This window comes from Modestobacter sp. SYSU DS0875, assembly GCF_054050915.1.
In genome coordinates this window covers 1-23,527 of record NZ_JBJHAH010000002.1, presented here as the reverse complement: position 1 = coordinate 23,527, position 23,527 = coordinate 1, and the positions used below count along the sequence as shown (strand labels likewise).

Genomic DNA, 23,527 nt, shown 5'->3' with positions numbered 1-23,527 from the left:
AGGATCCCGTCGCGAGCGACGGGGCAGGGGGGTCCTTCGTCCGCCGCCGTCAGGCGGAGGGGCGCTCCCCCGGGAGCTGCTCGGTGTAGGTCTCCACGCTGGACCGCTCGATGCGGACCTGCGTGCCGTCCTCCTCGAAGGAGACGGTGGTCAGCTGCACCTTGATCCGGTCCCGCAGGCCGGGCGGCGGCGCGTCCCCGCCGCAGCGGCGGCGCACCAGGGCCTTGAACTCCTGCTCGATGCCGAACTGCCGCAGGCAGGGCGAGCAGTCCTCAAGGTGCTCGGCGATCACCGACCGCCGGGCGTCGTCGGTCTCCTGGTCGAGGAACTCGAACACGTGCGAGAGGACGTCGTCACACGAGGTGATCTCGACGTCGTCGTGCGCCCCGTGCTCTCCCCGGATCCGGTGCGTTCCGTCGTGAGCGTCGGTGCTCATGAGCGGGTCGCCTCCTCGGCAGCCCCCGCGCGGACGAAACCGCGCTCCCGGGCGTAGTCGGCCAGCAGCTTCTGCAGACCGCGGCGACCGCGGTGCAGGCGGGACATCACCGTGCCGATGGGCGTGCCCATGATCTCGGCGATCTCCTTGTAGGCGAAGCCCTCGACGTCGGCGAGGTACACCGCCAGCCGGAAGTCCTCCGGCAGCTGCTGGAGGGCGTCCTTGATGTCGGAGTCGGGCAGGTGGTCCAGCGCCTCGATCTCCGCCGAGCGCAGCCCGCTGGAGGTGTGCTCCTCCGCGGCGTACAGCTGCCAGTCCTGCACCTGGTCGGTGGGGTACTGCTGCGGCTGCCGCTGCTTCTTGCGGTAGCTGTTGATGTAGGTGTTGGTCAGGATCCGGTACAGCCAGGCCTTGAGGTTCGTGCCCTCGGCGAACTGGTGGAACGCGGAGTATGCCTTGACGAACGTCTCCTGGACCAGGTCCTCGGCGTCGGCCGGGTTGCGGGTCATCCGCAGGGCCGCCGGGTAGAGCTGGTCCAGGTAGGGCAGGGCGTCGCGCTCGAACCGGGCGTCGCGCTGCGCCCGCGACTCGGCGAGCTCGCTCCGACTGCCGTCGGCGCGGGCCTCCGGCGTCTCCTCGCGCTGGTCCGGCTGCACTGCAGCCGCGTCCGCCTCGACGACGGGGTTCTCGACCCTGGGCTCCTCGGGCACCGACCGTCCTCTCTGCGGCACCCGGGAACGGGGCACCACGTCGGACGATCCTAGCCGGGACCGGTCGGGACGGCCGGGGGGACGACGGGACGGGGCGGCGCTGCGCGCGGTCCGCGCCGCCGCGCCCGGGGCTGTGCTGCTCACGGTCGGTCCAACCGAGCACCCCCGGGAGGGATTCCCGCGACCCGGGTCACCGCCGAACCCGGTCGTGCCGCCGGCCACCGCGCTCTAGGCTCCCCCGCCGTGGCAGCGACCCCGGCGGTGCGGGCCCTGGAACGGGCGAAGGCGGCCTACTCCCTGCACGAGTACGACCCGGCCGACGGCGCGGCGCTCGCGGAGACGGGGCGGCACGGCTACGGCGAGGTGGCGGTGGCCGCGCTCGGCGCCGACCCGGCCCGCGTGTTCAAGACCCTGGTCACCCGCGTGGACGGCGCGCTCACCGTCGCCGTCGTCCCGGTGAGCGGGCAGCTGGACCTCAAGGCGCTGGCGGCGGCCGCGGGTGGCCGGAAGGCCGCGATGGCCGACCCGGCCGACGCCGAGCGCGCCACCGGCTACGTGCGCGGGGGCATCAGCCCGCTGGGCCAGCGCAAGGCACTGCCGACCGTGGTCGACGCCTCGGCGCTGGGCTTCGCCACCGTCCTGGTGAGCGCCGGCCGCCGGGGTCTGCAGGTGGAGCTGTCCCCGGCCGACCTGGTGCGGCTCACCCGCGCCCGGACCGCACCGATCACGCGCTGGTGACGGGCCGGGTCAGCGGGCGGTGGTCGGGTAGGGCGTGAGCAGCTGGTCGACCGGCGCGAAGTCGTCGGTGAGCACGCCGGCGTCGCCGACGAACCGGTCCAGCTCCTCCCCCGTCGCGACCTGCCAGGCCAGCTGCCGGTCGTCGAGGGCGGCGGCGATCCCGTCGACGGGCAGCGGCTGCTGCGAGGCGACCGCGACGACGTTCCCGCCGTCCTCGCCGGCGAGCACCGGGGCCCGGGCGAGCAGCGCGACGTGGTCGAAGACCTCCCGAAGGGTGGCCAGCTCCGCGCGGACGAAGCCCAGCGGCGGGTGGTCGATCAGGTTGACCGCGTAGACGCCGTCCTCGGCCAGGGCGTCGTCGACCAGGCGGAGCGCCTCGACGGTGGTCAGCTGCCAGGGCACCGACAGCCCACCGAAGGCATCGCCCACGACGAGGTCGCGCTGCCCGGCCGGCTCCTCCTCCAGGCCGACCCGACCGTCCCCGACCCGCACCTGCAGCTCCGCGGACCGCTCCAGGCCGAGCTCCTCCTCGTCGATGGCGACCACGCCGGGGTCGACCTCCAGCACCCGGCCGACCGTGCCCGGCCGGACCTCGGCGAGGTAGCGGGGCAGCGTCAGCCCCCCACCCCCGACGTGCAGCGCCGACAACGGCTCCCCCGCCGGCGCCATCGCGTCAGCGACCGAGGCGATCGCCTGCACGTACTCGAACTCCAGGTACGTGGGGTCGGCCAGGTCGACGTAGGAGTGCCGCAGCGTGTCCAGCTGCAGCACCCGCCCGGTGGGCCGCTCCGGGTCGGTGGTGACCCGCGCGCAGTGGTAGGCGGTCTCCCGCTCGCACGGGGTGGGCGCGACCGCGGCGAGCAGGGGCGCCGCCAGGGCCAGCACGAGCAGCCCCACCGGCAGCCGCCCGGAGCCGGCCGGCCCGCTGCGGCGCAGCAGCACGGCCAGGACGAGCCCGGCGACCACCACGACCAGGCCGGTGCCGACCAGGATGACGCTGCTGGGCAGCACGGCGACCAGCACGAAGCCGGTGGCGAAGGTGGCCACGATCCCGCCGAGCGTGCCGATGCCGGACAGCTGCCCGACCACCGAGCCGGTCTGCGCGAGGCTGCCCAGCTGCAGCGCCACGACCATCGGCGGGACGGCGGACAGCAGCGCCGCCGGCACCACGACGGCGACCGCCGCCAGCAGGAGCACGTTGCCCGCCGCCGCCCCGGTGAGCAGCTCCCCGGCGAAGCGGACCAGCGGCAGCACCGCCACGATCAGCCCACCACCGGCCACCATCAGCGGGGCGATCAGCCGGCGTGGGTCGGTCCGGTCCGCCGCCGCGCCGCCGGCCCACGCGCCCACGGCGATCGCGGCCAGGGCGAAGCCGATCACCGCGGTGCTGGTCTGCAGCGTGATGCCGACGTAGGGCGCGATCAGCCGCAGCCCGACGACCTCGAGCACGAGCACCGCGCCGGAGGAGAGGAACGTGACCCCGGCCGCGACCCACCCGGGCAGCGCCCGGGAGGACTCCGGGGCCCGGTCGGGGGCGGGCGGGGCGGACGGGTCGGCGCTCAGCGGGTCTCCTCGGCTGCGTCGGTCAGGCAGGCGGTCGGTCGGTCAGGGAGGCGGTCGGTCAGAAGAGCGCGGGCTGGTCGGCCGGCTCGCTGACCGACTCCACCCGGGCGGTCAGCTGCGGACCGTTGTTGGCCACGTTGCCCACGGCCGGGCCCACCGGGCGGATCTCCAGCCGCTCGACGACCTCCGGCGGGGTCGGGGCGGCCACCTCGGTCACGTCCTGCACCGCCGGGTCCAGCCACTGCGCCCACCGCTCGCGGGGAAGGACCAGCGGCATCCGCGGGTGCACCTCGGCCAGTGCACCGACCGCGGGCGCCGTCACGACCGTGCAGGTGTAGAGCCGGTCGTCCCCGCGGCCCCAGACCTCCCACAGGCCGGCGAACGCCAGGCCCGCGCCGTCCTCCGGGGTGACGTAGTAGGGCTGCTTGCCCGGGCGGTCGGTGCGCGGCGCCCACTCGTACCAGCCATCGGCAGGCACCAGGCAGCGACGGCTCGCCGCGGCGGTGCGGAACGCCGGCTTCTCGGTCAGCGACTCCACCCGCGCGTTGAGCATCCGGTTGCCGATCGCGGCGTCCTTGGCCCAGGAGGGCACCAGACCCCAGCGCACGACCCGCAGCTCGCGGTGTCCACCGCCGGTCAGCGCCCCCTCGGCGTCCCGCTCCTTCTTGTGCCGGACGACGTACACGTCCTTGGTCGGCGCGACGTTGTGGTCCGCCGGCAGCGCGGGCTGCCCCTCGGCGACGACCGCCTCGAACTCGACCACCAGGTCCTCGGGACGCCGGCTGGCGGCGTAGCGACCACACATGACGGCTCCTCCCCGCCCGCCGACGGCACCGGCGGCCACCAGCGAGCCTAGGTGGGTCTTCCGTCCGACGCCCTCACCCGTGCGCGCGGGGCCCGGCGGAGGTAGGACGGGGAGGCACAGAGCCGACCCAGCGCGATGGAGGCACGACGACGTGACGACCCAGGCTCCGCCCACCGAGCACCCCAAGACCGCCAGCGACGCCGGCGACCGCCCGTACGCGACGATCGACCCGGCCACCGGACGCACCGAGCAGGAGTTCCCCTTCCTGGAGACCGCCGAGGTCGACGGCGTCGTCGAGCGGGCGCACGCCGCCTTCGGCGAGTGGCGCCGCCGCCCGGTCGCCGAGCGCGCCGCGATCGTCGGCCGCATCGGTGAGCTGATGCGCGAGCGGCGCGACGACCTCGGCGCGCTCATCACCAAGGAGATGGGCAAGCGCATCCAGGAGGCGACCGGCGAGGCGATGCTCGTCTCGATGATCTTCGACTGGTACGCCCAGAAGGGCCCGGGCTTCCTCGAGCCGAAGCGGATCGACGTCATGGAGGGCGAGGCCCTCGTCGTCAACGAGCCCGTCGGCGTCCTGCTGGCCATCGAGCCGTGGAACTTCCCGCTCTACCAGGTGGCCCGGGTGGTGGCCCCCAACCTGGTGCTGGGCAACGTGGTGCTGCTCAAGCACGCGGAGAACAACCCGCAGACCGCCCTGGCGCTGGAGCAGCTGTTCCGCGACGCCGGCGTCCCGGAGGGCGTCTACACCAACCTGTTCCTGCGGATCTCCGACGTGGAGAAGGTGATCGCCCACCCGCACGTGCAGGGCGTGACGCTGACCGGCAGCGCTCGCGCCGGCAGCAGCGTCGCGTCGCTGGCCGGCAAGCACCTCAAGAAGTCGGTGCTCGAGCTCGGCGGCAGCGACCCGTTCATCGTGCTCGACGCCCCCGACGTGTCGAAGACGGTGCAGGCGGCCACGATCTCCCGCACGCTGAACACCGGGCAGGCCTGCATCGCCGCCAAGCGGTTCATCGTGATGGACGACGTGTACGACGAGTTCGTCGCGGGCCTGACCGAGGCCTTCCGCGGGCTGCAGCCCGGCGACCCGGCGGACCCGGCGACCACGCTGGGCCCGCTGTCCTCCGAGCGGGCCGCCCAGGACTACACCGCCCAGGTGCAGGACGCCATCGACAAGGGCGCCACGGTGCTGGTCGGCGGTGGCCGGCCGGAGCGGGAGGGCGCGTTCGTCAACGCCACCCTGCTGGCCGACGTCACCCCGGAGATGCGCGCCTACCGCGAGGAGCTGTTCGGCCCCGCGGCGGTGGTGTACCGGGTGTCCAGCGAGGACGAGGCGGTCCGGCTGGCCAACGACACCGAGTTCGGGCTGAGCGCCTCGGTCTTCTCCGCCGACGTCGAGCGGGCCCGCGCCGTGGCCGACCGGGTGGAGTCGGGGATGGTCTGGATCAACTCGCCGTCCGGCACCTCCCCGGAGCTGCCCTTCGGCGGGGTGAAGCGCTCCGGCTACGGCCGGGAGCTCTCCGAGCTCGGCATGTTCGAGTTCGCCAACCAGCGGCTGGTGCGCACCGTCGGCACCCCGAAGCCGGAGTCCGTCGAGGCCGAGGCCGGCTGACCTGGTGGTCCGGGGTGGTGGCCGCAGACGCCGTCACCCCGGACCTCCGGTGCCGTGACAGGGCAGGATGACCGGCATGGCACAGGTCTGGACGACGCCGCACCGCACCGCCCCCGTCGACGCGGTGGTCACGCTGCCGGGGTCGAAGTCGCTCACCGCCCGCGCGCTGGTGCTGGCCGCGCTGGCCGACGGGCCCAGCCGGCTGGTGCGACCGCTGCGCGCCCGGGACACCGACCTGATGGCCGCCGGGCTGCGCGCGCTGGGCGTGGGCGTCGCCGAGGACGGGGACGACTGGCTGGTCACCCCCGGCGAGCTGCGCGGCCCCGCCGACGTCGACGCCGGGCTGGCCGGCACCGTGCTGCGCTTCCTGCCCCCGGTCGCCGCGCTGGCCACCGGCCCGGTGCGGCTGGACGGCGACCCGCGGCTGCGGGAACGGCCCAACGCCGGGTTGATCGCCGGGCTGCGCGACCTGGGCGTGCGGATCGACGACGACGGCCGGGGCCGGGCACCGTTCACCGTGCACGGCACCGGCGCGGTCCGCGGCGGCGCGGCGACCGTCGACGCCAGCGAGTCCAGCCAGGTGGTCTCCGGGCTGCTGCTGGCCGCCGCCCGGTACGACCGGGGAGTCGACCTGGCCGTCGCCGGGTCGCTGCCCTCGATGCCGCACGTGGAGATGACCGTGCGCACCCTGGCCGAGCACGGCGTCGACGTCGTCCCGACCGAACGCGGCTGGCGGGTCTCCCCCGGCCCGATCACCGCCCTGGACCGGGTGGTCGAGCCCGACCTGTCCAACGCCGCACCCTTCCTCGCGGCCGCGCTGGTCACCGGCGGGCGGGTCACCGTGCGCGACTGGCCGGCCGACACCACCCAGCCCGGCGCGCAGCTTGACCGGCTGCTCACCGCGATGGGGGCCGAGGTCGCGACCACCCCCGCCGGGCTGCAGGTCACCGGGGGCGCCCGGATCGCGCCGCTGGTGGCCGACCTGGGCGCCGTCGGCGAGCTGACCCCGGTGCTGGCGGCGCTGTGCGCCCTGGCCGACGGTCCGTCCCGGCTGACCGGCATCGCCCACCTGCGAGGGCACGAGACCGACCGGCTGCAGGCACTCGACGAGGTGCTGACCGCGGTCGGCGCCCGGGTGGAGCAGCTGCCCGACGGCCTGGTGATCACCCCCGGCCCGGGCCGGGCCGCACAGCTGGACTCCTACGCCGACCACCGCATGGTGCACGCCGCCGCCGTGCTCGGGCTGGCTGTCGGCGGCGTCCGGGTCGCCGACCCCGGCGCGGTGAGCAAGACCCTCCCGGACTTCCTGGACCGGTGGGCCGCACTGGTGGACCAGCCGGCGGAGGTGGGCCGTTGAGCCGCCGGATGGACAAGCGGTCCGACGAGGACGACGTCCGGGTCCGGCCGACCCGGCACGGCTCCCGCCCGCGCACCCGCACCCGGCCGGCGCACGAGGACGCCGTCCCGGGGATGGTGGTCGCCGTCGACCGCGGCCGGATGCAGGTGCGGGTCGAGGACCCGGACGGCGCCCCGGTCGAGGTGACCGCCATGCGGGCCCGGGAGCTGGGGAAGCACGGTGTGGTGGTCGGCGACCGGGTGCGGATCGTCGGCGACACCTCCGGCCGGCCGGACACGCTGGCCCGGATCGTGGTGATCGAGGACCGGACGACGGCGCTGCGCCGCACCGCCGACGACACCGACCCGACCGAGCGGATCGTGGTGGCCAACGCCGAGCTGCTGGTGGTCGTCACGTCGGTGACCGACCCCGACCCGGCGCTGGGCTTCCTGGACCGCTGCCTGGTGGCCGCCTACGCCGGGGGCCTGGCGCCGCTGCTGTGCCTCACCAAGACCGACCTGGCCAGCCCGCAGCCGCTGCTGGACCGGTACGCCGGTCTGGAGGTCGAGGCGGTGCCCATGTCGCGGGAGGCGTCGCTGGACGAGCTGCTGCAGCGGCTGACCGGGCGGATGAGCGTGCTGGTCGGCCAGTCCGGGGTCGGCAAGTCGACCCTGGTCAACCGGCTGGTCCCGGACGCCTTCCGGGCCACCGGCGACGTCAGCAAGATCGGCAAGGGCCGGCACACGTCGTCCTCGGCGGTGCTGCTGGACCTCCCCGGCGGGGGCACCGTGATCGACACCCCGGGCATCCGCTCGCTGGGGCTGGCGCACGTCACCGCGCAGGACGTGCTCGCCGCCTTCGACGACCTCGCCGAGGCAGCCGTCGACTGCCCGCCCGGCTGCGGGCACACCGCCGAGGACCCGGAGTGCGCGCTGGACGCCTGGGCCGCCGACGGTCCGTCCGCCCGCGGCGAGCGGCTGGGCAGCTTCCGCCGGCTGATCACCGCCGTCGGCCAGCTCGACCCGGGGCACTAGGAGGGCCGGCGCCCGGGGCGCAGGTGGCTAGACCAGGCGGGCCGGGAGCGCGCGCTCGGCCCAGCCGCCGGCGCCGTCGGGCCGCACGTGCCACGCCTGGGCTCCCGGGCGCACGGTGACCGCCTCGGCGAGGGCGGCGCCGATGTAGTGCAGGCCGACCCCGTCCTCGGTCGCGTACCCGCCGGGCAGCTCGCCCGCGGCCACCAGCCGGCGGTAGGCCTCCCGGCGCGGCTGCTCGCCGTCGTCGTCGTGCACGTTGTTGCTGAACGGCAGCAGGCCCAGCCCGTCGGTCAGCGGGGCGAGCCGGTCGCCGAACCCGTCAGTGGGGCCGCCCGCGTGCCAGCACTGGCTCCCGGCCCCGGTGCCCGCCAGCACGACCCCGGCCTCCCAGCACTCCCGCAGCGCCGCGGGCAGGCCGTGCGCGCGCCAGACGGCCAGCAGGTTCACCAGGCTGCCGCCCTCGACCAGCACGACGTCCTGGGTGAGCAGGTGCCGGCGCACGTCCGGCACGCTCGGCCGGGGGAACAGCCGCAGCGTGCTGAGGGTGACGTCGCCCCGGGTGCCGAAGACCCGGTCGTACACCGAGACCGCCGTCGGGTCGTCGCCGATCGCCGTCGGCACGTAGCAGATCCGCACCGGTCCCTCGGCGGTCCGCCGGTCCCGTCCGAGCCGGAGCACGTGCTCGATGAGCGGCTGGTTGCCGCGCTCACCCGGCCGGGGCGCGAGCACCCCGGAGAAGGCGAAGACCTGCCGTTGCACGCTGCTCCCCTCGTCCCGTCGGCGCCGTGTCGGTCATCGGAGCCGGGTCAGTCGTCGACGCCGTGCACATAACCACCGCTGCGCCAGTAGACCCCGGAGGCGTCCCGCGACAGCAGCCCCTCGTCGACCAGGTACCGGCGGAGGGCGGCCACGTCAGGGTGCCAGGCTGCCAGGAGGGCGTTCACCTCGCGCTCCGGGTACCGCACCCCGGCCTCGAACACGTGCACCAGGTGGGCCAGCACCACCCGCCGCTTGCCCTGCTGCGCGGGGACGGCGACCAGCCGGCCGTCGCGCACGAAGGCCCGCAGCACCGCGTCCTCGGCGGGGTCGGCCGACAGCGGCTCCGGGGCCGGCTCGCGCTCGGCGGCCGCCCGCGCCACGCTGCCGAAGCGGTCCTGGTGCAGCGTCAACCGGTGGCCGTCGCGACCGACCAGGCCGCCGCGGGCCAGCCGGCGGGCGGCCAGCGCCACCTCCTGCAGGGAGAGGCCGGTGGCCTCGGCCACCTGCTCGATCGTGCCGGCGCCCAGCGCCAGCGCGGCCACCACCTTGAGCCGGACCGGGTCGGCCAGCAGCCCGACGATCGTCCGCGCCTCCATCCCCCGACCGTAACCGGGGTGACGTCGCGGGCGCCCCGGCACACCGGCGTGCAGCCGCAGGCATCGACGCACCGGTCGCGGGGTAGCCGACCGGCCATGGTGAGCCCGATCGACATCCAGAAGGCCCTCGGCGGCATCGAGTACCCGGCGAAGAAGGAGGACGTGGTCAAGCACGCGGAGTCCCACGGGGGCGACGGCGAGGTGCTCGAGGCGCTGAGGAACATCGACGACGGCGAGTACGACACCCCGGCTGCGGTGGAGAAGGCGGTCTTCAACAACTGAGCGTCCCCGTCGGTCCCGGCCCCTCGGGGCCGGGACCAGTAGGTTCGGGTGCCATGACACCCGGGATGCGCGGCTTCACCGAGGACATGCGCCTGGCGCACGTGCTCGCCGACCAGGCCGACGCGATCAGCCTCGACCGGTTCCGGGCGCAGGACCTGCGGGTGGAGACCAAGCCGGACCTGACCCCGGTCACCGACGCGGACCGGGCGGTCGAGGAGCAGCTGCGCGCCACCCTGTCCCGGGCACGGACCCGGGACGCGGTCCTCGGCGAGGAGTTCGGCAGCACCGGCCGGGGCGACCGGCGCTGGGTGATCGACCCCATCGACGGCACGAAGAACTTCGTCCGCGGGGTCCCGGTGTGGGCGACGCTGATCGCGCTGCTCGAGGGCGACGTGCCGGTCGTCGGGCTGGTGTCGGCTCCGGCCCTCAACCGGCGTTGGTGGGCGGCCGCGGGAGTGGGCGCCTGGACCGGTCGCCGGCTGGAGAACGCGACCCGCTGCACCGTCTCGCAGGTGGCCGGCCTGACCGACGCGAGCCTGTCCTACTCCAGCCTCTCCGGCTGGGAGGAGCAGGGCCGCCTCGACCCGTTCCTGGACCTGACCCGCTCGGTGTGGCGCACCCGCGCCTACGGCGACTTCTGGAGCTACATGATGGTCGCCGAGGGCGCCGTCGACGTGGCCTGCGAGCCCGAGGTGTCGCTGTGGGACCTCGCCGCGCTCGACGTCATCGTCCGGGAGGCCGGGGGGAGCTTCAGCGACCTCGACGGCACCCCGGGCCCGGCGGGCGGCAGCGCGGTGGCCAGCAACGGCGTGCTGCACGCCGACGTGCTGACGGCGCTCGCCCGACGCTAGGGCGAGCGCCGCCCGGGGCGCTGGTCAGTGCGCCGGTCCGGTGCCCCCGGAACCGCCGCGACCGCCCTGGATCCGGCGCCGCACGTCCTCGATGCGGGCCCGGTTCTTCGGGTCGCTCGCCAGCTGCTGGGCCTTGTCCGTCGCCTGACGGATGACCTGCTTGCCCTTCGGGCTGTTCGCGAACTGCATGACCTTGTTCATGATCGACGCCATGGCGCGTCGCCCCCTCTCGTCGACGAGGAGCCGGGTGCCGGCTCCTCACTCCGGGCCAACGGTGCCCCGGACCAGCCGGTTCCACTCCTGCGCGGCCGGGGTCAGCCGACCGCGGCGGTCCACCGTTCCCGGGCGGCCCGCAGTTGCGGCACCGTCCGCGGCTCCACCACCGGCCCGTGCGCCCGCTGCGGGGTGAGCTGCCGCCCGACCCCGCGCCCGGCGAGCACCGCGGCGCCCGCGGCCGACGCGCTGCGCACCCGCACGTGCTGCACGGGCCGGCCCAGCACGTCGGCGAGCAGTTGCTGGAGCCCGCTGTCCCGCGCGCCGCCGCCGGTGAGCACCACCGGGGCGTCGTCGTCCGGCGGCGTCCCGAGCAGGTCGAGGGAAGCGCCGACGGCGAACACGACGCCCTCCAGCGCGGCGCGGGCCAGGTCGGCCCGGCTGGTGCCGGCCGACAGCCCGGTCCAGCCACCCCGCGCCGTCGGGCCGGCGACCCCACCCCGTTCACCGGTCAGGAACGGGGTGAAGACGACGCCACCGGCCCCCGGCGCCGCGGCGCCCAGGCTGCCCACCAGCGCCGGCCAGTCGAGGCCGAGCACCTCCCGCACCCACGACCAGGCCGTGCCGGCGTTCTGCAGCGCGGCCATCGCGTACCAGCCCTCGTCGGCGTCGGCGAAGCAGTGCACGACCGGGTCGGCCACCGGCCGCGGCCGCACGCCCGGGCGCAGCACCTGCGCCCCGGATCCGAGGTTCACCTGGACGCCGCCGTCGCCGCCCGCCGCCAGCAGCGCCAGCGGGGTGTCGGCGCCGCCGACGACGACCGGCACCTCACCGACCGGCAGGACCGCCGTGCCGAGCACCTCAGCGCCGGGACGGACGGCGGGCAGCACCCGTTCCGGCAGGCCGGCGGCCGCCACCGCCGCGGTGGACCAGCGCTCCCCCGGGACGTCCCACAGCAGGGTGGCCGAGGCGTCGGTCCGGTCGGTGACCGCGGGGTCGGTGCCGGGCAGCAGCGTGGCGCGCAGCGCGTCCTTGGGCAGCAGGGCGGCCGCGGCGCGGTCCAGCAGCTCGGGTCGGGCCGCGGCCAGCCAGGCCAGCAGCGGCCCCGTCATCCCCGGCACGAGCGGGTTGGCCAGCGCCGCCCGGTCGCCGTCGGGGAGCCCTCGCCAGCGGGTCAGCTCCGCGGTGGCGCGCTGGTCGGGCCACAGCAGGGCCGGTGCCAGCGGCCGGCCGGCGCCGTCGACCAGCACCGCGCCGTGCATCTGGCCGGAGAACCCCAGGGCGGCCACCGGGCGGCCCGCCAGCCGGCCGGCGAGCGCGGTGAGGGCGTCGTCCAGTGCCCGGCGCCACACGGCGACGTCGGTCTGCGCCCAGGCCGGCTGCGGCCGGTCGACGGCGTAACCGACCTCGCTCTCGGCGACGACGGCGCCCACCGGGTCGAGGGCGGCGAGCTTCAGCCCGCTGGTGCCCAGGTCGGCGCCGACGACGACCGGGTCGCTGCTCACCGCCGCATCCTGGCCGCCGGGGCGCCGGCCGCGCCAGCCGGGGCGGGGCGTCAGCGGGCGGTGAGCTCCCCGGTGGCCACCAGCTCGTCGGCGACGACCCGCAGCTTGACGTTGCGCCGCTGGGAGGCATGGGTGAGCAGGGTGAACGCCTGCTCCGCGGTGATCTTGTGCCGCTCCATCAGGATGCCCTTGGCCTGCTCGATGACCGCGCGGGAGAGCATCGCCCGCCGCATGTTCGCCGACTCCTCCAGCGCCCGGCTGGTCGCCTCCGCGTTGCCGACCGCGATCGCGACGAAGGCCGCGACCTCCTCACCCAGCGCGACGTCAGTCTCGGCGAACGCCCCGGTCCGGGTGGCGTAGTTGTTGAGGGCCCCGATCGTGGCGCCCTGGTACGGCAGCGGGACCGACAACGAGCTGCGCACCCCGAACTCCGCGGCGCGCGACGCGTAGCCCGGCCAGCGCTCCTCGGCCCGCATGTCCTGGACCACGAACACCTCGCCCGCGAGGGCGGCGTCCAGGCAGGGGCCGTGGCCGCGCTGGTACTGCGACTCGTCGGCGTCCATCGCGAGCTGACCGTCGAAGGCCGCGGTGAAGGCGCGCTCCCCCCGGATCAGCGTGATGGAGGTCGCCTCGGTGCCGGGGATGGCCCGGCGGGCGACGTGCACCACCTCGTCGAGGACGTCGGAGAGCTCACGGCCGGCGAGCTCGATCCCGGCCAGGGCCTGGTGCAGGTCCCACGACAGCTCGCTCATGGTGGGTGGGCCCCTTCCGTCGACGGCCGCCGCCGGTTCGACGGTCGCTGCCGAGTGGCGGGCTCGGCCACGCGAGGGTATAGGCCCGACCCACGTGCGCCGGCACCGCGCGGGAGGGGGACGCCGCCCCGGCCTCGGGGCGGGCGGGCCGCGTCGGGCCCGTGGCCGCCGTGAGCGGCCGGCCGGGACCGTGCCGGGCGGCCAGCCGTCCGGTCAGCCGACCGGTCAGCCGACCGGTCAGCTCGGTGACCACCCGGACAGCGGGTGCGACGGCGAGGAGGACCAGCCCTCCGGCGCACCAGCCGGCGAGGACGTCCGAGGCCCAGTGGGTGCCCAGGTGGATCGTGGTGAGCCCGACGCCGGCCGCGAGCACCCCGGCCAGGACGGCGCCGAGCCGACGGTGCCCGCGGGCCGTCATCACCAGGACACCCGCGGTCACGACTGCGTTGGCGGCGTGCCCCGAGGGGAAGATCGAGCCACCCAGCGCGAAGGCGTGACCAGCGCCCACGTCGCCGGCGGCCTCGCCCAGTTGCAGTGGCCCCAGGCGACCGACGAGGTACTTCATGGCGCCGACGCCGACGTTGGTGAGCAGGGTGGCCACGGCCAGGACGACGAGCGGGCCGGCGTTCCGGGCCCGCCAGGCCCGCAGCCCCAGCCACGGGACGACCAGGGCCAGGCAGACCGCCCGCTGGCCCAGCAGCACCCACCAGTCGGCGAGCGGGCCGAGGGCCGGCCAGCGCTGGCCCGGCGCCCAGCGGTAGACCGCCTCGTCCAGCTCGATCACCCGGCTGCCGGTCAGCACCCCGGCCAGCAGCACCAGCAGGGCCGCCGTGAGCCCCCCGGCGAGCAGGGGCCGAGCGCGGGGCCTGGGGATCCGGAGCGCACTGTCCCAGGCCAGCAGCACCACCTCAGCATGGGTGGAGCGCCGGTCCCGCGCTCGGGGAGCAGCCGGCACCGGCGCCCGGCGGCGCGCGCCCCGGCGGGCCTCGCACCGCGCGCGCCCGGACGCGCACGGAATGGTGGGATGGGGGGACCGCCGGAGGCGCGACCCGCCACCGGCCCGAGCGCCGCAGGAGATCCCGTGCAGTACGCCGAGTCCGTCGTCGAGCTGATCGGCGACACCCCGCTGGTCCGGCTGAACAAGGTCACCGAGCACCTGGGGCCCGACGCCCCGCTGGTGCTGGCCAAGGTCGAGTACCTCAACCCCGGTGGTTCGGTGAAGGACCGGATCGCGCTCCGCATGGTCGAGGCCGCCGAGGCCTCCGGGGCGCTGCAGCCCGGCGGCACCATCATCGAGCCGACCAGCGGCAACACCGGCATCGGGCTGGCCATCGTCGCCCAGACGCGCGGCTACAAGTGCGTCTTCGTCTGCCCGGACAAGGTGGGCCAGGAGAAGATCAACGTGCTCAAGGCCTACGGCGCCGAGGTGCACGTCTGCCCCACCGCGGTCGACCCGGCCGACCCGCGCTCCTACTACTCGGTCTCCGACCGGCTGGCCCGCGAGACCCCGGGTGGCTGGAAGGCCGACCAGTACGCCAACCCGGCCAACCCGCGCTCGCACTACGAGACCACCGGGCCGGAGATCTGGGCGCAGACCGACGGGAAGATCACCCACTTCGTCACCGGCGCGGGCACGGGCGGCACCATCTCCGGCGTCGGCCGCTACCTCAAGGAGGCCAGCGCGGGCCGGGTGCAGGTCATCGGCGCCGACCCCGAGGGCTCGGTCTACTCCGGCGGCACCGGCCGGCCGTACCTGGTCGAGGGCGTCGGCGAGGACTTCTGGCCCGAGGCCTACGACAAGTCGATCGCCGACGAGATCGTCGTGGTCTCCGACGGCGACTCCTTCGCGATGACCCGGCGGCTGGCCCGCGAGGAGGGCCTGCTCGTGGGCGGCTCCTGCGGCATGGCGGTGGTGGCCGCGCTGCGGGTGGCCGAGCGGCTGACGAAGGACGACGTCCTGGTGGTGCTGCTGCCCGACGGCGGCCGCGGCTACCTGAACAAGATCTTCAACGACGAGTGGATGGCCGACTACGGCTTCCTGGACGCCGGCGGCGGGGAGACGGTCGGCGAGCTGCTGGGGACCAAGTCCGGCGCTGGGTCGGCGGGGATGCCGCAGCTGGTGCACACCCACCCCACCGAGACCGTCCGCGACGCGATCGACATCCTGCGCGAGTACGGCGTCAGCCAGCTGCCCGTGGTGCGGGCCGAGCCGCCGGTGACCGCCGGCGAGGTGGTCGGCTCGGTCGCGGAGAAGGCGCTGCTGGACGCGCTGTTCGCCGGGCGCGCGACGCTGGCCGACCCGGTGGAGCGGCACATGTCCGCACCGCTGCCGATCATCGGCTCCGGCGAGCCGGTGAGCGCGGCGGTGAGCGCGCTGGGCGAGGCCGACGCCCTGCTGGTGCACGTCGACGGCAAGCCCGCCGGCGTCGTCACCCGGCAGGACGTGCTGGGCCACCTGGTCGGCATCACGCCTACGGTCGGGGCATGAGCGGCTTCAACACGCGGGCGATCCACGCCGGGCAGGACCCGGACCCGGCGACCGGGGCGGTCATCCCGCCGCTGCACCTCACGACCACCTACAAGCAGGACGGCGTCGGTGGGCTGCGCGGCGGCTACGAGTACAGCCGCAGCGCCAACCCCACCCGGGACACCCTGCAGACGGCGCTGGCCTCGCTGGAGCAGGGCACCCGCGGACTGGCGTTCGCCTCCGGGCTCGCCGCCGAGGACACGTTGCTGCGCACCGTGTGCCGGCCGGGCGACTCGATCGTGCTGGGCGGTGATGCCTACGGCGGCACGTACCGGCTGATCTCCCGGGTGCTCGAGCCGTGGGGTGTCACGCACCAGCCGGTCGACCTCAACGACCTGGACGCCGTCCGGGAGGCCGTGACCCCGGAGACGACGCGGGTGATCTGGTGCGAGACGCCGAGCAACCCGCTGCTCAACGTCTCCGACATCGCCGCGCTGGCCGAGATCGCGCACGCCTCCGGGACTCTGCTGGTCGTCGACAACACCTTCGCCAGCCCCTACCTGCAGCAGCCGCTGACGCTCGGCGCCGACGTCGTCGTCCACTCGACGACGAAGTACCTGGGCGGGCACTCCGACGTCGTCGGCGGTGCGCTGGTCGTGTCCGACGCTGAGCTCGGCGAGCGGCTGGCCTACCACCAGAACGCGATGGGCGCCGTCGCCGGCCCCTTCGACTCGTGGCTGGTGCTGCGCAGCCTGAAGACCCTCGGCGTCCGGGTGGAGCGGCACAGCGCCAACGCCGCCCGGATCGCCGAGTGGCTGCTGGAGCACCGGGCCGTCGGCGACGTGCTCTACCCGGGGCTGCCGCAGCACCGCAACCACGAGATCGCAGCGTCGCAGATGTCCGGCTTCGGCGGGATGATCTCGTTCCGCCTGAAGGCCGGCGAGGAGGCGGCGCTGCGGGTGTGCGAGCGGGCGCAACTGTTCACCCTGGCCGAGTCGCTGGGTGGCGTGGAGTCGCTGATCGAGCACCCGCACCGGATGACCCACGCCAGCGCTGCCGGCTCGCCGCTGGAGGTGCCGGCCGACCTGGTGCGACTGTCGGTGGGCATCGAGGACGTCGACGACCTGCTCGCCGACCTGGACCAGGCGCTGTCCTGACACCCCCCGCTCCCCACCGTTCGGCCCCCTCGTAGGGGCCCGCCGCGAGCGTGCGAGCGGTGGGGGGTCCTTCAGCAGCGCGGGGCGGTGAGGACGCGCGGGCCGTCGGCGGTGACCGCCACGGTGTGCTCGACGTGCGCGGCGCGGCTCCCGTCGGCGCTGCGCAGCGTCCAGCCGTCGGCGTCGACCCGGTAGTCGTCGCTGCCGCCGGCCAGGAACCACGGCTCGATCGCGATCACCAGCCCGGCGCGCAGCGGCAGCCCGCGGCCGGGCCGGCCCTCGTTGGGCACGCTCGGCGCCTCGTGCATGCTCCGGCCGACCCCGTGCCCGCCCTGGTCGGTGTTGATCCCGCAGCCACCGGCCCGGCCGACCGCCCCGATCGCAGCGGAGATGTCGCCGACCCGGTTGCCGACCACCGCCGCGGCGATCCCCGCGGCCAGCGCCCGCTCGGTGGTCTCCACGAGCTGGAGGTCCTCCGGCCGCGGCGTGCCGATCGGGTAGGTGCGTGCGGCGTCGCCCACCCAGCCGTCGAGCGTCGCGCCGGCGTCCACGCTGAGCAGGTCGCCGTCCGCCAGCTCCTGGCTGGTCGGGATGCCGTGCAGCGCCACGTCGTTGACCGACAGGCAGAGCACGCCGGGGAACGGCGGGGTGGTCGGCAGCGGGGCGTAGCCCAGGAACGGCGACGTCGCCCCGGCGTCGGCGAGGACGTCGCGGGCGATCGCGTCCAGCTCGGTCAGCCGGACACCCGGGGCCGCGGCCGCCTGCACCGCCGCGTGCATGTCGGCGACCACCGCACCGGCCGCGCGCATGGCGTCGATCTCCCCCGGCGTCCGCAGCTCGATCATCTGGAGTTCCTCCCGGTATTGGTATCCCGGTATTACTATCACGGCCATGGTGCGCCCGCCGCTGACCCTCGAAGAGCGTGAGCGCGGCCGCCGACTGGGGGCGCTGCTCCGCGAGGCCCGGGGCGACCGCTCCCCCGCCGAGGTCGCCGCTGCCTCCGGGGTGAGCCCGGAGGCGCTGCGGAAGATCGAGTCCGGCCGGGTGCCGACGCCGGCGTTCTTCACCGTCGCCGCGCTCGCCGGGGCCCTGGACCTGCCGCTGGACCACCTGATCACCGCCCTGCACAGCCCGACCGAGGGCACCCCACTCCCCGCCTGACGCCCGACCTCAGGCGGTCACGACCGTCGTGAAGTGCTCGACGACCGGGAACGGCTCGTAGAAGCGGTGCAGCAGATCCCGCCACCGCTGACACCCGGGGGATCCGCGGAAGCCCTCGGTGTGGTCCTCCAGCCGGTCCCACTCCACCAGCAGCAGGTAGCCCGATTCCCGCTCCAGGCAGCGGGAGAGCGACAGAGCCCGGAAGCCCGGCATGGCCGCGATGATCGAGCGCGCCTCGGCGAAGGCACGTTCGAACTCCTCCTGGTGGCCCGGCCGGACGTCCAGCAGTGCGTGCTCCAGTACCGCGTCCGGCACGGTACTGGCGGCCCGGGACCGGACGCGCAGTGGCCGCACGACGAGTGCGGGGAAGCCTCGGGTAGACATCCCGGCGTGCACCGGGTCACCGTCGTCATCGCCACTCTGGACCGGCGGGACTCGCTGCTGCGCTCGCTGGACCGGCTCGACGTCGACGGGCAGCCGATCCTGGTGGTCGACAACGCGTCGTCCGACGGCACGGCGGCGGCCGTCCGTGAGACGCACCCGCGGGTCGACGTCGTCGAGCTGCCGGAGAACGCCGGCGCGGTCGCCCGCACCGACGGCGTCCGGCGGGCGACCACGCCCTACGTCGCGTTCGCCGACGACGACTCGTGGTGGGAGCCCGGCGCGCTGCAGCGGGCCGCCGAGCTGCTCGACGCCCATCCGCAGGTCGCGGTGCTGGTGGGCCGGGTGCGCCTGGCGCGGGACGGGTCGGACGACCGGGTGTCGGTCAAGCACCGGGCCGCGGTGCTGGGCCGCTCCCCCGGCGCGCCCGGTCCGGACGTGCTCAGCTTCCCGGCGTTCGCCGCCGTGGTCCGCCGGGACGCCTACCTGACCGTCGGGGGCTTCTCCCCGTTCCTGTTCTTCGGCGGCGAGGAGCACCTGCTCGCCCTCGACCTGGCCGCCGCCGGCTGGCAGCTGGCCTACGCCGACGACGTCGTCGCCTGGCACGACCCGGCCGGTCCGGACCGGCCCTCGCCGCAGCGGTGGGCGCTGCAGATCCGCAACGACGTGCTCGTCGACTGGCTCCGCCGACCGCTGCCGGTGGCGCTCGCCGCGACCACCCGGCTGGCCCGCCGCTGCCGAGACGAACCGGCCGCCCGCACGGCGCTGGCCGGCGTGCTGCGGCGCCTGCCCGCCGCCCTGCGGCAGCGCCGGCCGGTGCCCGCGGAGCTGGAGCGGCGGTTCGCCGCCGCCCAGCGCCCCCTCAGCCCTGCAGCTGGCAGGTGAACCAGTCGCGGGCGGCCGCGTTGCCCTCCGCGCCGCGCCGCTGGGCGGCGGCGATCTCCTCGGTCAGCGTGCCCGACAGGGCGTGCTCGAGTGCGGCGTCCAGCGTCACCGGGTCGATCTCGCCCGCCCGCAGCACCACCGGCCAGCCCAGCGACGCCGCCTGGGCACTCACCTTCGCGCCACCGACGATCGCGTCGCAGGCGATGACCGGCTTCCCGTGCGCCAGCCCGAGCACCAGGGCGTGCAGCCGCATGCTGAGCACCACGTCGGCCCGCCGGATCAGGGCCTCGACCTGGGACGGGAAGCGCTCGTGCGGCTTCTCGAACAGGTCCATCGTCAGCTCGAACCACGGGATCGCCCGGGCCCCGAGCCAGCCCTCGATCGCCGCCCGCACCTCCCCGGCGCGGCTGCGGTCGCCGTACTCCTCCTGCGGCGGGGCGAAGGCGACGGCGATCACCGGGACGTCGGGTGTCGTCGTGCCGATGGCGAGGTCGGGCCGGGCGATGCCGGGCGCGTCCCGCTCCCACACCCGGTCGAACAGCGCGCGCCCGGCGTCGGAGACCACCGAGACGTTCACCGCCCAGCGCTGGGCACCGGCGAACGCGCTGGTCAGCTCGCGCAGCAGCGGGGTGTCCGACACCGGGCCGCTGACGAAGACCAGGTGCGTGTAGCCGGCGGGGTCCAGCTCCCGCCAGTCGGGGCCGCGCTGCAGGTAGGGCGCCCAGGCGACGTCGTGGTCGACCCCGAGCTCGCGGAGCCAGCCGGTGACGACGTCGGCCCCCAGCTCGTCACCGACGGTCGCGATGACCTCGTCGAAGCTGAACCACCCGGCGACCAGGACACGCATGGGCCCACCCTCTCAGGCCGGCCGCAGCGCGGTTGCAGGCGGTCAGCCCTCGGCAGCGACCAGGTCCTGGTACTCCGGGTGCCGGTCGATCCAGCCGCGCACGAAGGAGCACATCGGCACGACGGTGCCTCCCTTGCTGCGGACGTCGTCCAGCGCGGCCCGGACCAGCGTGCTGCCCAGCCCGGAGTTCTCCTCGCCGGTGTCCACCTCGGTGTGGGTGAACACCACCTGGTCGCCGCGCCGCTGGTAGGCGGCCTGGCCCAGCAGCCGCTCGCCGTCGCGGATCTCGTAGCGGCTGTCCTCGGGGGCGTCGGTGACGGTCGTCTCCATGCTCGGGCCAACCCCCGGGGCCGGGGTGCTGTTCCCCGGCCCCGGGGGTTCAGGACAGCCGGCGCGCCGCGGGGCCGGAGGTGACGGTGAGCGTGCCGGGCTCGGTGAGCCCCCGCTCGCGACAGGCGGCGGCGACGGCGTTGCTGATCGCCTGCGCGTCGCGGGGGTGGACCAGCGCGATCGCCGAGCCACCGAACCCGCCGCCGACCATGCGCGCCCCCAGCGCGCCCGCCTCGCGGGCGGCCTCGACGACGACGTCGAGCTCCACCGCGGACACCTCGTAGTCGTCGCGCAGCGAGGTGTGCGAGGCGTCCAGCAGCGGCCCGATCTCGGCCACCCGGCCTGCCCGGACCAGCTCGACCACCCGGTCGACCCGCTGGTTCTCGCCCACCACGTGCCGGGTGCGGGCCCGCAGCCGCTCGTCGCTCAGCCGTTCGACGTCGGCCTCGGTGGCGTCGGAGAGCCACTCCAGGCCGAGCTGCCGGGCCGCCTCGTCGCAGTCGGCGCGCCGCTGGGCGTACTGCCCGTCGGCGAGGGTGTGCTTGACCCGGGTGTCGATCACCAGCAGCGCCAGCCCGGCCTCGGCGAGGCCCAGGTGCACCGGTTCGGTGCGGAAGTCCCGGGTGTGGATGAGCAGGGCCGAGCCCTCCTCGGCCAGCAGCGCGACGGTCTGGTCCATGCCCCCGGTGCCGGCGCCGACGACCTCGTTCTCGGCCCGGATGGCGGCCTGGACGAGCAGGTGGCGCAACTCGGGAGAGTCGGCCCGGCCCCCCAGCTCGGCCGCGGCGATCGCCACCGCAGCCTCCAGCGACGCGGAGCTGGACAGACCCGCACCCAGCGGCACGTCGCTGCTGACCGACAGGTCCAGGCCCGGGACGTCGATCCCCGCCTGCTGCAGCGCCCACAGCGTGCCCGCGGCGTACGCGGCCCAACCCTCGACCCGGCCGGGCCCGAGGCCGGCGAGGGTGCCCTCGAACGTCGGCGCGTCCGGGTCGGTGCTGGCCAGCCGGACGACGTCGTCGTCCCGGCGGCGCACGGCCGCGGCGGTGACCCGGGTCAGCGCCATCGGCAGGCAGCGGCCGCCGTTGTAGTCGACGTGCTCCCCGATCAGGTTGACCCGGCCCGGCGCGGTCCAGACGCCGTCCGGCTCGACGTCGAAGGCCCGCCGCAACTCGGCCGCCGCCTGCTCGGCGAGCCCCTGCGCACCCACCTCCGCGCCGGTGTCGACCTCGGCGCTCACGACGTCAACGCGTTCGCTCCCGCGGGGCCCTCCGCTCCTCGCTCGTTCCTCGCTGCGCTCACGCCCCTGTCCGCTCACGAGGCCACCTCCCGCAGCCGGTCGGCGATGCGTTCCGGCGTCGTGTCGTTGATCCAGGCGCCCATGCCCGACTCCGAGCCGGCGAGGTACTTGAGCTTCCCCGGCGCCCGCAGCAGCGAGAACAGCTGCAGGTGCAGCCGGCCCAGCTCGCGGTCCTCCCCGGTCGGGGCCTGGTGCCAGCCGGCGATGTAGGGCACCCGGTCGACCCCGGGGTGGAACCGGTCGACCCGGCGCAGCAGCTCCTGGTAGACCACGGCCAGCTCGGCCTTCTCCGCGTCGTCCAGCGCGGCGAGGTCGGGGACGTCGCGGTGCGGGGCCAGGTGCACCTCGACCGGCCAGCGGGCCGCCCTGGGCACGTAGGCGGTCCAGTGCTCACCGGCCAGCACGACCCGCCGGCCCGCGGCCTGCTCCGCGCGCAGCACGTCGGCCAGCAGGTTGCCGCCGGTCGCCTCGCGGTGCCGGCGGGCCTGCTCGACCAGCTGACCGGCGCGCGGCGGGAGGAACGGGTAGGCGTAGATCTGCCCGTGCGGGTGGGTCAGGGTGACGCCGATCTCCTGGCCGCGGTTCTCGAACACGAACACCTGCGCGATCCGCGGATCGGCCGAATGGGTCGCGGTCCGGTGCGCCCAGGCCTCCACGACGGTGCGCATCCGCTGGGCCGGCAGGTCGACGACGGAGGCCTCGTGGTCGCTGGAGAAGACGACGACGTCGCAGTGCCCGTACGCGGGACCGTCGACCGGGCCGAACGGCGGGGCGTCCCCGTCGGGGCCCACGGCGACCGGGGCGAAGCTCGGGAACTGGTTGGCGAAGACGACGACGTCGTACTCGCTGTCGGGCACCTCGCTCGGGTGCTCCGGATCCCGGGTGGGGTCGAGCGGGCAGTCCGCGGCCGCCGGCAGGAAGGTCCGGTTCATCCGGTGCCCGGCGATGGTCACCCACTCCCCGGTCAGGACGTCAAAGCGGACCTCACCGGCGCGCGGGGTCTGATCGAGCGGCCGCTGGTCGACGGCCGCGTGCACGGACCCGGCCCGGCGCTCGTCGTCGAAGTAGAGGATCGGGCGACCGTCGGCCAGCGTCCGCTCGGTCACCTGCCCGGTCCAGCCCTGCGGCGCCTCTGCAGACCCCGGTCCCATCGACTGCGTCCTCTCCGTCCCGGGCGGCCACCGGAGCCCGGGGACCGGGTCGGCGCCGCCACACAGACCGAAGGCCCGGTCACCAGAACGGTGACCGGGCCTCCGGGTTGGTAGCGGGGACAGGATTTGAACCTGTGACCTCTGGGTTATGAGCCCAGCGAGCTACCGAGCTGCTCCACCCCGCGTCGGTGAGATCAGGTTACCCCACCTCACGATCCGACGCGAACCGGGGGGCGGGAAGCCACCTGCGGCCGAGCCGCCCGCGGCGGAGCCGCCCGCCGAGGGAACGTGCGCCGGAGACGGTGCCGGCACGGGCCGGCCAGGAGGGCCCGGACACGAAGTGCGCCGCACGCGAGCGGGCCGGACATGACGGAGGGCCGGTCACCAGAATGGTGACCGGCCCTCCGGACGAGTAGCGGGGGCAGGATTTGAACCTGCGACCTCTGGGTTATGAGCCCAGCGAGCTACCGAGCTGCTCCACCCCGCGTCGGTGAGACAACAGTACAACAGGTCCACCGGGTCGTGCCGAGGGGGGGGGGGGGGGGGGGGGGGGGGGGGGGGGGGGGGGGGGGGGGGGGGGGGGGGGGGGGGGGGGGGGGGGGGGGGGGGGGGGGGGGGGGGGGGGGGGGGGGGGGGGGGGGGGGGGGGGGGGGGGG

At 75.5% G+C, this 23,527-nt stretch carries 26 protein-coding genes and 2 tRNA genes; 10 read left to right on the top strand and 18 right to left on the bottom strand.

Going from position 1 to position 23,527, the window contains the following annotated elements; translation table 11 throughout:
- Window positions 1–49: 49 nt before the first annotated feature.
- Window positions 50–436 (bottom strand): mycothiol system anti-sigma-R factor, encoded by a 387-nt coding sequence (rsrA, locus tag ACI79Y_RS01165; RefSeq protein ID WP_457156736.1) that lies wholly within the window; start codon window positions 434–436, stop codon window positions 50–52.
- Complete coding sequence (locus ACI79Y_RS01160) at window positions 433–1,146, bottom strand: sigma-70 family RNA polymerase sigma factor (RefSeq protein WP_457156735.1); 714 nt, start codon at window positions 1,144–1,146, stop codon at window positions 433–435. The genes rsrA and ACI79Y_RS01160 overlap by 4 nt, the downstream gene beginning before the upstream one ends.
- Window positions 1,147–1,389: 243 nt before the next feature.
- Between ACI79Y_RS01160 and ybaK the strand changes: the two genes are divergently transcribed.
- A complete protein-coding gene (gene ybaK, locus ACI79Y_RS01155; protein WP_457156734.1) occupies window positions 1,390–1,884 on the top strand; it encodes a Cys-tRNA(Pro) deacylase in 495 nt (164 codons plus the stop codon).
- A gap of 9 nt (window positions 1,885–1,893) precedes the next feature.
- Here the strand turns inward: ybaK and ACI79Y_RS01150 are convergent, their stop codons facing one another.
- Window positions 1,894–3,339 carry a fused MFS/spermidine synthase gene (locus ACI79Y_RS01150; protein ID WP_457156733.1) on the bottom strand — a complete coding sequence of 482 codons (1,446 nt, stop codon included), beginning with the start codon at window positions 3,337–3,339 and terminating at the stop codon, window positions 1,894–1,896.
- A 166-nt stretch (window positions 3,340–3,505) separates the two neighbouring features.
- Complete coding sequence (locus ACI79Y_RS01145) at window positions 3,506–4,252, bottom strand: SOS response-associated peptidase (RefSeq protein ID WP_457156732.1); 747 nt, start codon at window positions 4,250–4,252, stop codon at window positions 3,506–3,508.
- Between the two features lie 151 nt (window positions 4,253–4,403).
- Here ACI79Y_RS01145 and ACI79Y_RS01140 point away from each other — a divergent pair, with 151 nt between their 5' ends.
- From ACI79Y_RS01140 to rsgA, 3 genes are all read left to right on the top strand, one after another.
- A complete protein-coding gene (locus ACI79Y_RS01140) occupies window positions 4,404–5,864 on the top strand; it encodes an NAD-dependent succinate-semialdehyde dehydrogenase (protein WP_457156731.1) in 1,461 nt (486 codons plus the stop codon).
- Between the two features lie 76 nt (window positions 5,865–5,940).
- Window positions 5,941–7,221, top strand: coding sequence for a 3-phosphoshikimate 1-carboxyvinyltransferase (aroA, locus tag ACI79Y_RS01135; protein WP_457156730.1), 1,281 nt, complete (start codon window positions 5,941–5,943; stop codon window positions 7,219–7,221).
- Window positions 7,218–8,234 (top strand): ribosome small subunit-dependent GTPase A, encoded by a 1,017-nt coding sequence (rsgA, locus tag ACI79Y_RS01130; RefSeq protein ID WP_457156729.1) that lies wholly within the window; start codon window positions 7,218–7,220, stop codon window positions 8,232–8,234. The genes aroA and rsgA overlap by 4 nt, the downstream gene beginning before the upstream one ends.
- A 27-nt stretch (window positions 8,235–8,261) precedes the next feature.
- Here the strand turns inward: rsgA and ACI79Y_RS01125 are convergent, their stop codons facing one another.
- Window positions 8,262–8,993: a Type 1 glutamine amidotransferase-like domain-containing protein gene (locus ACI79Y_RS01125; protein ID WP_457156728.1), complete on the bottom strand. Its 732-nt coding sequence runs from the start codon at window positions 8,991–8,993 to the stop codon at window positions 8,262–8,264.
- Between the two features lie 47 nt (window positions 8,994–9,040).
- Window positions 9,041–9,589 (bottom strand): DUF2087 domain-containing protein, encoded by a 549-nt coding sequence (locus ACI79Y_RS01120; RefSeq protein ID WP_457156727.1) that lies wholly within the window; start codon window positions 9,587–9,589, stop codon window positions 9,041–9,043.
- A 96-nt stretch (window positions 9,590–9,685) separates the two neighbouring features.
- Between ACI79Y_RS01120 and ACI79Y_RS01115 the strand changes: the two genes are divergently transcribed.
- Together ACI79Y_RS01115 and hisN are read left to right on the top strand one after the other, a co-directional pair.
- Entirely contained in the window at window positions 9,686–9,871 is a 186-nt protein-coding gene (locus ACI79Y_RS01115; protein ID WP_457156726.1) for a DUF2795 domain-containing protein, read from the top strand.
- A gap of 53 nt (window positions 9,872–9,924) precedes the next feature.
- Window positions 9,925–10,722: a histidinol-phosphatase gene (gene hisN, locus ACI79Y_RS01110; protein ID WP_457156725.1), complete on the top strand. Its 798-nt coding sequence runs from the start codon at window positions 9,925–9,927 to the stop codon at window positions 10,720–10,722.
- A gap of 24 nt (window positions 10,723–10,746) precedes the next feature.
- Here the strand turns inward: hisN and ACI79Y_RS01105 are convergent, their stop codons facing one another.
- The 4 genes from ACI79Y_RS01105 to ACI79Y_RS01090 form a co-directional block, all read right to left on the bottom strand.
- On the bottom strand, window positions 10,747–10,935 hold the full coding sequence (locus ACI79Y_RS01105) for a hypothetical protein (protein WP_457083724.1): 189 nt from the start codon (window positions 10,933–10,935) through the stop codon (window positions 10,747–10,749).
- A 101-nt stretch (window positions 10,936–11,036) separates the two neighbouring features.
- On the bottom strand, window positions 11,037–12,440 hold the full coding sequence (locus tag ACI79Y_RS01100; RefSeq protein WP_457156724.1) for an FGGY family carbohydrate kinase: 1,404 nt from the start codon (window positions 12,438–12,440) through the stop codon (window positions 11,037–11,039).
- A 50-nt stretch (window positions 12,441–12,490) separates the two neighbouring features.
- Window positions 12,491–13,192, bottom strand: coding sequence for an ANTAR domain-containing protein (locus tag ACI79Y_RS01095; protein ID WP_457156723.1), 702 nt, complete (start codon window positions 13,190–13,192; stop codon window positions 12,491–12,493).
- On the bottom strand, window positions 13,131–14,096 hold the full coding sequence (locus ACI79Y_RS01090; RefSeq protein ID WP_457156722.1) for a phosphatase PAP2 family protein: 966 nt from the start codon (window positions 14,094–14,096) through the stop codon (window positions 13,131–13,133). The genes ACI79Y_RS01095 and ACI79Y_RS01090 overlap by 62 nt, the downstream gene beginning before the upstream one ends.
- Window positions 14,097–14,273: 177 nt before the next feature.
- Here ACI79Y_RS01090 and ACI79Y_RS01085 point away from each other — a divergent pair, with 177 nt between their 5' ends.
- The gene (locus ACI79Y_RS01085) at window positions 14,274–15,680 is read left to right on the top strand and encodes a cystathionine beta-synthase (protein ID WP_457156721.1); all 1,407 of its coding nucleotides are present in this window, start codon (window positions 14,274–14,276) and stop codon (window positions 15,678–15,680) included.
- Window positions 15,677–16,816 carry a cystathionine gamma-synthase gene (locus tag ACI79Y_RS01080; protein ID WP_457156720.1) on the top strand — a complete coding sequence of 380 codons (1,140 nt, stop codon included), beginning with the start codon at window positions 15,677–15,679 and terminating at the stop codon, window positions 16,814–16,816. Before ACI79Y_RS01085 ends, ACI79Y_RS01080 begins: the two co-directional genes overlap by 4 nt.
- A 71-nt stretch (window positions 16,817–16,887) precedes the next feature.
- On the opposite strand, the gene map is transcribed toward ACI79Y_RS01080, so the two are convergent.
- A complete protein-coding gene (gene map, locus ACI79Y_RS01075; protein WP_457156719.1) occupies window positions 16,888–17,661 on the bottom strand; it encodes a type I methionyl aminopeptidase in 774 nt (257 codons plus the stop codon).
- A gap of 46 nt (window positions 17,662–17,707) precedes the next feature.
- Between map and ACI79Y_RS01070 the strand changes: the two genes are divergently transcribed.
- Window positions 17,708–17,977 (top strand): helix-turn-helix domain-containing protein, encoded by a 270-nt coding sequence (locus tag ACI79Y_RS01070; RefSeq protein WP_457156718.1) that lies wholly within the window; start codon window positions 17,708–17,710, stop codon window positions 17,975–17,977.
- 9 nt (window positions 17,978–17,986) lie between these two features.
- Here the strand turns inward: ACI79Y_RS01070 and ACI79Y_RS01065 are convergent, their stop codons facing one another.
- Window positions 17,987–18,292, bottom strand: a complete 306-nt coding sequence (locus ACI79Y_RS01065; RefSeq protein ID WP_457156717.1) for an antibiotic biosynthesis monooxygenase family protein — start codon at window positions 18,290–18,292, stop codon at window positions 17,987–17,989.
- Window positions 18,293–18,367: 75 nt separating this feature from the next.
- Between ACI79Y_RS01065 and ACI79Y_RS01060 the strand changes: the two genes are divergently transcribed.
- Entirely contained in the window at window positions 18,368–19,243 is an 876-nt protein-coding gene (locus ACI79Y_RS01060) for a glycosyltransferase family 2 protein (RefSeq protein WP_457156716.1), read from the top strand.
- Here ACI79Y_RS01060 and ACI79Y_RS01055 read toward each other — a convergent pair.
- The 6 genes from ACI79Y_RS01055 to ACI79Y_RS01030 all read right to left on the bottom strand — a co-directional run bounded on the left by ACI79Y_RS01055 (window position 19,221) and on the right by ACI79Y_RS01030 (window position 23,358).
- A complete protein-coding gene (locus tag ACI79Y_RS01055) occupies window positions 19,221–20,090 on the bottom strand; it encodes a polysaccharide pyruvyl transferase family protein (RefSeq protein WP_457156715.1) in 870 nt (289 codons plus the stop codon). The two genes, ACI79Y_RS01060 and ACI79Y_RS01055, sit on opposite strands and share 23 nt — an antisense overlap.
- Before the next feature lie 42 nt (window positions 20,091–20,132).
- Window positions 20,133–20,420, bottom strand: coding sequence for a GNAT family N-acetyltransferase (locus ACI79Y_RS01050; protein ID WP_457156714.1), 288 nt, complete (start codon window positions 20,418–20,420; stop codon window positions 20,133–20,135).
- 49 nt (window positions 20,421–20,469) lie between these two features.
- A complete protein-coding gene (gene galK / locus ACI79Y_RS01045) occupies window positions 20,470–21,660 on the bottom strand; it encodes a galactokinase (RefSeq protein ID WP_457156713.1) in 1,191 nt (396 codons plus the stop codon).
- A 74-nt stretch (window positions 21,661–21,734) separates the two neighbouring features.
- Window positions 21,735–22,871 (bottom strand): galactose-1-phosphate uridylyltransferase, encoded by a 1,137-nt coding sequence (galT, locus tag ACI79Y_RS01040; protein WP_457156712.1) that lies wholly within the window; start codon window positions 22,869–22,871, stop codon window positions 21,735–21,737.
- 108 nt (window positions 22,872–22,979) lie between these two features.
- A tRNA-Met gene (locus ACI79Y_RS01035) sits at window positions 22,980–23,056 on the bottom strand.
- 228 nt (window positions 23,057–23,284) lie between these two features.
- Window positions 23,285–23,358 (bottom strand) — tRNA-Met (locus ACI79Y_RS01030).
- Between the last annotated feature and the right edge of the window lie 169 nt (window positions 23,359–23,527).